Genomic DNA, 7485 nt, shown 5'->3' with positions numbered 1-7485 from the left:
AAGAATTCGCGATGTGAAACCGTTTCAGGATAGGTCTTAGGTGCGGGCATGCTGTGGGACTTCGACTTCCGCTGCAGCGTCGCCGGTAAATAGCTGGATCGCCATGCCCGTCACCGTCGACCGCCTGGCCCTCTACCGTTTCCCTTGCAAGGCATAGCCGCCACGCGGCCCGATCGAGGTCACGGTTCGTCGTCCCCGAGATCGTGGCTCGCCGCGCGCGCCAGGCGATCGCGCACGGCCAGCCAATCCGGTGCGTCCGGTACCGCTTCGACGAGCAGCAGGTCGGCACCGACGTCGTCGAGGCGCCGCAGCGTGCGATACAGGACGCGCGCGTACTCCGCCGCCGAACTCGGCGCCCGCACCGCCACCACGGCGGGAGACGGCGGCAGCGGATGCCGCGAGAATACCGCCGGCCGCCGTCCCGCCTGCACCGCGGCCTGCACCGCGGCGGCAAGTTGTCCCGGCTCGACCAGCGTCATGGCAGTGCGCGGCGCGTAGTGCGAAGCGAGCCGCCCGGGAGCACGCGGGGCATCGCTGCCCGCCAGCAGGATTGCCGAACCGACGACCGCCTCCATCGCCGCCAGCCCGATGCCACCTGGCCGCAGCAGCCGCGGTTGTGACCCGTTCACCTCGACGATGGTCGATTCGATGCCGACCCGACACGCGCCGCCGTCGAGGACGAGGTCTACCTGGTCGCCGAGCTCTGCGAGGACGTGCTCGGCCGAGGTCGGTGAAAGACATCCGAAGAGATTGGCGGACGGCGCAGCGAGACCGCCGCCGAACGCGTGCAGCAGATCGAGCGCGAGCGGATGATAGGGCACGCGCACGCCCACGCTGTCCTGGCCGCCCGTTACCGCGTCGAGCACTCCCGCGGCGCGCTCGAGCACGAGCGTGAGCGGTCCCGGCCAGAACGCCGCCGCCAGCCGGGCTGCGGCCTCGGGCACGCGCGCTGCCCAGCGCGGCAGATGGCTCGCGTCGGGGATGTGCACGATCACGGGATGGTCGACGGGGCGTTGCTTGACGGCGAAGATGCGGCGCACGGCGGCTTCGTTCCCGGCATCCGCTCCCAGCCCGTAAACGGTCTCGGTGGGAAACGCGACCAGCCCGCCCCGCCGCAGGATGGCGACGGCGCGTGCAACGGCGGGAGCGGTGTCGAGCGGCGTGTCACGCATCGCCCGGACGCCCGTGCGGCGCGTGCTTCAAGTGGTGAGTAACCGTAGGGCTTCGCGGTACTTCGCTGCCGTCTTGTCGGCGATGTCGGGCGGCAGCGAGGGACCCGGTGGCGTCTTGTTCCACGCGACCGATTCCAGCCAGTCGCGCACGAACTGCTTGTCGAAACTGGGCGGGCTCGATCCCACCGCATACGATTGGCGCGGCCAGAAGCGCGAGGAGTCGGGCGTGAGCGCCTCGTCGATGAGATACAGCGCGCCAGCGGCATCCAGACCGAACTCGAACTTGGTGTCGGCGATGATGATGCCCCGCGTGTCGGCATACGCCGCAGCCTCAGTGTACAACCGCAGCGAGATGTCGCGCACGCGGGCGGCGAGCGTACTGCCCACCGCCTGCTCCATCGCAGCGAAGGCGATGTTCTCGTCGTGCGCGCCCGCCGGCGCCTTGCTCGCCGGGGTGAAAATGGGCGCGGGCAGCTTCGCCGCCTCCTGCAATCCCGGCGGCAGCGGGAGGCCGCACACCGCGCTGCTGCGCTGATAGTCCTTCCAGCCCGATCCGGCGAGATAGCCGCGCACCACCGCTTCGATCGGCAGCGGCTTGAGGCGCCTCACGACGAACGCGCGACCGGCGACCTGTGAGCGCTCGGAAGCGTCCACGACGGTCGCCGGATCGATGCCGGTCAGATGATGCGGCACGACGTGCGCGAGCCGGTCGAACCAGAAGGACGAGAGGGCCGTGAGCACGTGGCCCTTGCCGGGAATCGGCGTCGGCAGCACGACGTCGAACGCAGACAGCCGGTCCGTCTGCACGACGAGAAGCCGCTCCGCGTCGACGCCGTAGAGGTCGCGCACCTTGCCCCGGTGCAGCAGCGGCAGGCTGCGGATGCGCGACTCGAAGAGCGGCGGCGGGTCGCGATCCGTCATCTGCGTCGTGTGCAAGGGAAGGGGTGGGTCGTCACTTCTCGACGATCTTCTGCAGATTGGCGAGGCCCGACTGGTAGACGCCGGTGATGGCCTTCACCGCCGACTCGTCGTCCTGTCCCGGTGGCGGGTTGTTGTTGGGATACGCGCGATAAAAGGCACCCCGCCACTCGACCAGCGCCTTGCCGCCATCTGCCGGCTTCACGCTGATCGTCGAGCTGTAGTTCGTGACCGGCAGCGCGCCGCCGTCAGCCGCGCGGTACTTGTAGGTCATCTTCTCGGCGCTGTAATCCTCCAGCGTCTCCACGATCTTGCCGCCGTCCTTGAGCGTGAGGTCGCGCACCGAGCCGACCTCGTTGCCCTTGGTCGCCGGGCTCTTGGCCACCGCCGGGTGCCACTTCGCCAGCGCGTCGAAGTCCTTGATGACGTCCCAGACCTTCTGCGGACTGGCGTTGATGGTGATGGTTTCCGTGACCTTCTGCCGCGTCGGACCGTGAGCGTTGGCGGCAGTGGCGATGCCCAGGCACAGCGCCAGGGCGGGGACTGCTATGCGCATCGATGACTCCTCTGGTGGATGAAGCGCGAGACGAAACGTGCGGTCGGATCAGGGCGCGCCGATGAACTGGCCGAAGCCGCGGCTGTTCTTGCCCGTGTCGATGGTGGCAAGCACCTGCAGGGTGCGCGCGTCCAGCACCGCGACATTGTCGTCCATCCAGTTGACGACGTACACCCGGCCGCCATGCGCGGCGATGCCTTCCGGGTAGCCGCCGACGGGCACGGTGGCGATCACCTGGTTGCTGGCGGCATCGATGACGGACACGCTGTCCGCGTGCTGGTTGGTCACGAACACCTTGCCCGCCTCCACGTCGACGGCCGCGCCATACGGCGAGCGTCCCACCGGCACGGTCGCGAGCCGCGCGCCGGATGCAGCGTCGAACACCGTCACGTCGTCGCTCAGGACGTTCACGGCATACAGGCGCTTGCCCGCCGGATCGAGCGCCACCGCAAAGGGATGGTTGCCTGCCGCCAGTTCGGCGGTCACTGCGAGCGTGCCGGCATCGATCACGGAGATCGTGTTGCTGTCGCGGTTCGCAACGAAGACACGCTGACCATCCGGGTGTACCGCCACCCCCGCCGGCGCCGCGCCGACCGGCACGCGGCCGACGACGCGATAGGTCCGGCCGTCGAAGACCAGCACCCGATTGTTGAACCAGTCCGCGAGCCAGACCCGCGAGCCATCGGGCGAGACCGCGATGCCGACCGGCCCGTCTCCCGCCGGCAGCGTGTCGATGACGCGGTTGGACGCGAGATCGATCACCGACAGCGTCTTGCTCTCCGGGTTCGAGACGAACGCGCGCGCGGTCGCGGAGCTGACGGCGATGCCGGCCGGCGCGCGACCCACCGCAACCGTGGCCACCACCTTGCGCTGCGCGAGATCGATCACGGAGACGTCGTTGCTGCCCTGGTTGGTGATGTACGCGAAGGGCGCCGCGGCAGCCATGCCGGCAACCAGCGCGATCACGGCCAGGATCCAGCGCATGGAATCTCGCAGCGCCGGGCGCAGGCTGCCGCTCATGCCGCCGTGCGCCGTGGCGCAAGCGCAGCCGACGGCGGTGCGCCGAGCAGCTGACCTCGGATGTCGAGCGCGAGCGCGAGGTTCGCTTCGAGATCGTCGCCGAGCACGGTGAAGTGCCCCATCTTGCGTCCGGGGCGCGGTTCGCGTTTGCCGTACAGATGCAGCTTCACGCGCGGATGCGCGAGTACGCCTTCCCATGGCGGTTCGCCGTCGCGCCAGGCATCCCCCAGGATGTTCACCATCACCACCGGACAGTGCAGGGAGGTATCGCCGAGCGGCAGTCCCGCCATCATCCGCACCTGCTGCTCGAACTGCGACGTGACACAGGCATCGATGCTGTAGTGGCCGCTGTTGTGGGGGCGCGGCGCGATCTCGTTGACGAGCAAACGGTCGCCGTCGACGACGAAAAACTCCACGCACAGCACACCCTGGTAGTTCAGCGCCTCCGCCACGTTCAGCGCGGCTGCGCGCGCACGCGCTGCGAGCGCCTCCGGCACGCGTGCAGGCACGATGCAATAGTCGAGGATCCCTTGCGCGTGGACGTTTTCCGCTACGGGATAGGTCGTCATTGCACCGTCCGCGCTGCGCGCCACGACGACCGAAAGCTCGACATCCAGCTTGAGCATCCGCTCCAACACGCAGGGCTCCTCGCCCATCGCGACGAAGGCGGCACGCGCTTCCTCCGCCGTCTGCACGCGCGCCTGCCCCTTGCCGTCGTAGCCGAAGCGGCTGCGCTTCAGGATGCCCGGCAGCACAGACGGATCGAGCCCATCACCCAGATCGTCGCGCGTTTCGACGACGGTGAACGGCGCCGTGGACAGCCCGCTCGCGGCGAGGAAGCGTTTTTCGCGGGTCCGGTCCTGCGCCACCTCGACGCTCGCCGCAGCCGGGCTCACCACGCACCAGTCCGCGAGCCGTTCGAGCGCTGCCGCCGGTACGTTTTCGAACTCCGTGGTGACCGCGGCGCAGCAGCGCCCAAGCTCCGCCAGACCGGCAGGATCGAGGTATTCCGCCCAGATGTGGCGATCGGCGACGGTGCCCGCCGGGCTGTGGCGGCCTGGATCCAGCACCATCACCCGGTAGCCCATGGCCTGCGCCGCCATCGTGAACATGCGGCCGAGCTGCCCGCCGCCGAGCAGCCCGAGAAACGCGCCGGGCGCGATCATTCGGGCTCCGGCAGCACGAGCGAGCGCACGTGCGCCGCCTGCGCTGCGCGGAACTCTGCGAGCCGCGTCGCGAGCGCCGGTTCATCGAGCGCGAGCAGCGCGATGGCGAAGAGCGCAGCGTTCTCGGCGCCCGCCTCGCCGATGGCAAAGGTCGCCACGGGCACACCCTTCGGCATCTGCACGATGGAAAGCAGGGAATCGATACCTTTCAGCGTCTTCGACGTCACCGGCACCCCGAGAACGGGAAGCGTGGTCTTGGCGGCGAGCATGCCGGGCAGGTGCGCGGCGCCGCCGGCACCGGCGATGATGCACTTGAGACCGCGCGCGGCCGCGGTCTCGGCGTACTCGAAGAGCAGGTCGGGAGTGCGGTGAGCGGACACGACACGCGCCTCGTACGGCACCTCGAACGCCTTCAGGCGACGCGCGGCGTGCTGCATGACCGCCCAGTCGCTGTCGCTGCCCATGACGATGCCGATGCGCGTGCGCTCCATGTCCCAGCCCGCGAAAAGCTCGAATTATAGTCGACGCGAAAGCTTCATTCCCGGCCGTAGTTCCCGCTGCCCGGCAACTCCGGGCGGGTGTCGTCCTCCACGTACGGAAAGCACACGTGACCAAAGCGGATGACGAGCACCGCGAGCGCGATCAGCAGTATCGCTCCCGCCACGGCGAGCATCCTGAACTCGGTGATCTCTTTCACGTCGAGGATGATGTAGCGGGCGAGCGCGATGAGCGCGATGTAGAGCGGAAACCGGACCGGCAGCTTGCCCGACCGGTAGTACAAGCCGACCATGGTCAGCACCTCGAGGAAGAGGAACATGAGCAGCAGATCGGCCAGAGACACCCGTCCGTGCTCGACCATCACCATCACTTCCTGGTACCCGGCGACGATGGTCGCGATGCTGATGATCACGAGCCCGATGTGCTCGACGACGGTGAGCGCGATGCGGGCGTATCGGTTGGCGGCGGAATCGGTTTCCACGGTTCAGGCGGCGGCAGTCTCGGCCTGCGCATGATAATCGACGATGCGTTGCACTTCGTGCTGCGAGCCGAGAATCACCGCGACGCGCTGGTGCAGGGCGGCGGGCTGAATCTCGAGCAGCCGCTCGCGCCCGTTCGAGGCGAGCCCGCCGGCCTGCTCGACGATGAAGGCCATCGGATTCGCCTCGTACATGAGTCGCAGCCGCCCGGGTTTTGACGGATCCTTGGTGTCGCGCGGGTACATGAAGACGCCGCCGCGGATCAGGATGCGGTGCACCTCGGCGACCATGGAGGCGATCCAGCGCATGTTGAAGTCGACGCCGCGCGGCCCGGCGCGGCCGGCGAGGCACTCGTCGACATAGCGCTGCACCGGCTTCTCCCAGAAGCGCTCGTTCGACGCGTTGATGGCGAACTCGCGCGTATCGGCGGGAATCGTCATGCCCGTGTGCGTCAGAATGAATTCGCCGATGTCGCGATCGAGCGTGAAGCCGTTGACGCCGTGCCCGGTGGTGAGCACCAGCATCGACGACGGCCCGTACAGCGCGTAACCGGCCGCCACCTGCTGCACACCCGGCTGCAGGAAGTCCTCCACGGTCGGTGTCTCGCCGGGACGCGCGACGCGCAGGATCGAAAAAATCGTCCCGACCGAGATGTTGACGTCGATGTTCGATGACCCGTCGAGCGGATCGAAGAGCAGCAGGTACTTGCCGCGCGGGTACTCCGGCGGAATCGGGCTGATGTCGTCCAGTTCTTCCGAAGCCATCGCGGCGAGGTGTCCGCCCCACTCGTTGCTCCGAAGCATGAGATCGTTCGCGATCACATCCAGCTTCTTCTGCACTTCGCCCTGCACGTTCGGTCCGGTGTCGGCCTCGCCGAGCACGCCGATGAGTTCCCCGCGGTTGACCGCATTGGCGATGGCCTTGCAGGCGAGCGCGACGTCGTTCAGGAGCCCGGTGAAATCTCCGGTGGCGCCGACGGTGCGGCGCTGCTCCTCGATGATGAACTGCGTGAGAGTGGTTCGGTGTGGCATGACGGCTCCGTTGCGGCGGTCTATGGAAATGCGTGTGAAAATCGGTGCGTGCGTCAGGATGCGCGCAGGCGCTCATCGAGCAGGGTCTCCATCAGTTCGAGCACGCGGGCCCGCACCATCGAGGCACCGAAATGGAAATACTTGAGCTCGCAGGCGATGGGGCGGTGCAGCGTAGCGCGCTCCGCGACCTGAAACCCGGTCCAGGCAATGATCGGCATGTCGTTCAGATGCGGATCGACGCAGATCCACGCCGCATCGGTCAGCACCAGTTCCAATCCCTTCAGGCCGGGCAGTGCGAAGCGCAGGGGCAGACCCAGGCGCCGGCCGGCGAGCCGCCACAGGTTGTACGGCCGCGCCGCCACCTTGTCGGCGCGCGACGCAAACGCGGGACAGTCCTCGTGCAGGGTGTAACCGTCGCCGCGCTTCATGCTGCCGCCGGACGCACGATCGAGCGCAGCGTCTTCACCGCGTGAGCCCCATGTAGAGCAGCGGCAGCCGCTCCGGCAGGCGCTCGATGTGATCGACCACGAGGTAGTTGCGCGCCCCGAAGATGCGCGCCACGTAATCGTCCGCGTGTGGATCGAGGCTCATGCAATAGGTCATGATGCCGGCGCGGCCGAGTTCGTCGACCGCCTTCTTCGCATC

At 68.1% G+C, this 7485-nt stretch carries 10 protein-coding genes; all 10 read right to left on the bottom strand.

Going from position 1 to position 7485, the window contains the following annotated elements; all coding sequences use genetic code 11:
- Nucleotides 1-179: 179 nt before the first annotated feature.
- Nucleotides 180-1172, bottom strand: coding sequence for a threonylcarbamoyl-AMP synthase (locus JNK68_07460; protein MBL8540193.1), 993 nt, complete (start codon nucleotides 1170-1172; stop codon nucleotides 180-182).
- Between the two features lie 27 nt (nucleotides 1173-1199).
- Entirely contained in the window at nucleotides 1200-2093 is an 894-nt protein-coding gene (locus JNK68_07455) for a phosphoribosylaminoimidazolesuccinocarboxamide synthase (GenBank protein ID MBL8540192.1), read from the bottom strand.
- A gap of 31 nt (nucleotides 2094-2124) precedes the next feature.
- A complete protein-coding gene (locus tag JNK68_07450) occupies nucleotides 2125-2646 on the bottom strand; it encodes an SRPBCC family protein (protein MBL8540191.1) in 522 nt (173 codons plus the stop codon).
- Between the two features lie 48 nt (nucleotides 2647-2694).
- Nucleotides 2695-3630: a YncE family protein gene (locus JNK68_07445; GenBank protein ID MBL8540190.1), complete on the bottom strand. Its 936-nt coding sequence runs from the start codon at nucleotides 3628-3630 to the stop codon at nucleotides 2695-2697.
- Between the two features lie 32 nt (nucleotides 3631-3662).
- A complete protein-coding gene (locus JNK68_07440; GenBank protein MBL8540189.1) occupies nucleotides 3663-4832 on the bottom strand; it encodes a 5-(carboxyamino)imidazole ribonucleotide synthase in 1170 nt (389 codons plus the stop codon).
- A complete protein-coding gene (gene purE, locus JNK68_07435; protein ID MBL8540188.1) occupies nucleotides 4829-5323 on the bottom strand; it encodes a 5-(carboxyamino)imidazole ribonucleotide mutase in 495 nt (164 codons plus the stop codon). The genes JNK68_07440 and purE overlap by 4 nt, the downstream gene beginning before the upstream one ends.
- Nucleotides 5324-5367: 44 nt before the next feature.
- Nucleotides 5368-5697 (bottom strand): phosphate-starvation-inducible PsiE family protein, encoded by a 330-nt coding sequence (locus tag JNK68_07430; protein ID MBL8540187.1) that lies wholly within the window; start codon nucleotides 5695-5697, stop codon nucleotides 5368-5370.
- A 117-nt stretch (nucleotides 5698-5814) separates the two neighbouring features.
- Entirely contained in the window at nucleotides 5815-6840 is a 1026-nt protein-coding gene (locus JNK68_07425; GenBank protein ID MBL8540186.1) for a class 1 fructose-bisphosphatase, read from the bottom strand.
- A gap of 53 nt (nucleotides 6841-6893) precedes the next feature.
- Nucleotides 6894-7268 carry a hypothetical protein gene (locus JNK68_07420; GenBank protein MBL8540185.1) on the bottom strand — a complete coding sequence of 125 codons (375 nt, stop codon included), beginning with the start codon at nucleotides 7266-7268 and terminating at the stop codon, nucleotides 6894-6896.
- A gap of 34 nt (nucleotides 7269-7302) precedes the next feature.
- Nucleotides 7303-7485 (bottom strand): hypothetical protein (locus tag JNK68_07415; GenBank protein ID MBL8540184.1); only part of this gene is annotated, 183 nt, incomplete at its 5' end.

Source organism: Betaproteobacteria bacterium (assembly GCA_016791345.1).
In the GTDB taxonomy this organism is placed as follows: Bacteria; Pseudomonadota; Gammaproteobacteria; order Burkholderiales; family JAEUMW01; genus JAEUMW01.
This window is presented reverse-complemented; position numbering and strand designations above follow the sequence as displayed.

What these genes read in the sequence shown, in the direction of transcription:
- JNK68_07450 (MBL8540191.1), bottom strand. Translation starts at nt 2,646, where the DNA reads ATGCGCATAGCAGTCCCCGCCCTGGCGCTGTGCCTGGGCATCGCCACT.
- JNK68_07460 (MBL8540193.1), bottom strand. Translation starts at nt 1,172, where the DNA reads ATGCGTGACACGCCGCTCGACACCGCTCCCGCCGTTGCACGCGCCGTC.
- JNK68_07455 (MBL8540192.1), bottom strand. Translation starts at nt 2,093, where the DNA reads ATGACGGATCGCGACCCGCCGCCGCTCTTCGAGTCGCGCATCCGCAGC.
- JNK68_07430 (MBL8540187.1), bottom strand. Translation starts at nt 5,697, where the DNA reads ATGGTGATGGTCGAGCACGGACGGGTGTCTCTGGCCGATCTGCTGCTC.
- purE (MBL8540188.1), bottom strand. Translation starts at nt 5,323, where the DNA reads ATGGAGCGCACGCGCATCGGCATCGTCATGGGCAGCGACAGCGACTGG.
- JNK68_07420 (MBL8540185.1), bottom strand. Translation starts at nt 7,268, where the DNA reads ATGAAGCGCGGCGACGGTTACACCCTGCACGAGGACTGTCCCGCGTTT.
- JNK68_07425 (MBL8540186.1), bottom strand. Translation starts at nt 6,840, where the DNA reads ATGCCACACCGAACCACTCTCACGCAGTTCATCATCGAGGAGCAGCGC.
- JNK68_07440 (MBL8540189.1), bottom strand. Translation starts at nt 4,832, where the DNA reads ATGATCGCGCCCGGCGCGTTTCTCGGGCTGCTCGGCGGCGGGCAGCTC.
- JNK68_07445 (MBL8540190.1), bottom strand. Translation starts at nt 3,630, where the DNA reads ATGCGCTGGATCCTGGCCGTGATCGCGCTGGTTGCCGGCATGGCTGCC.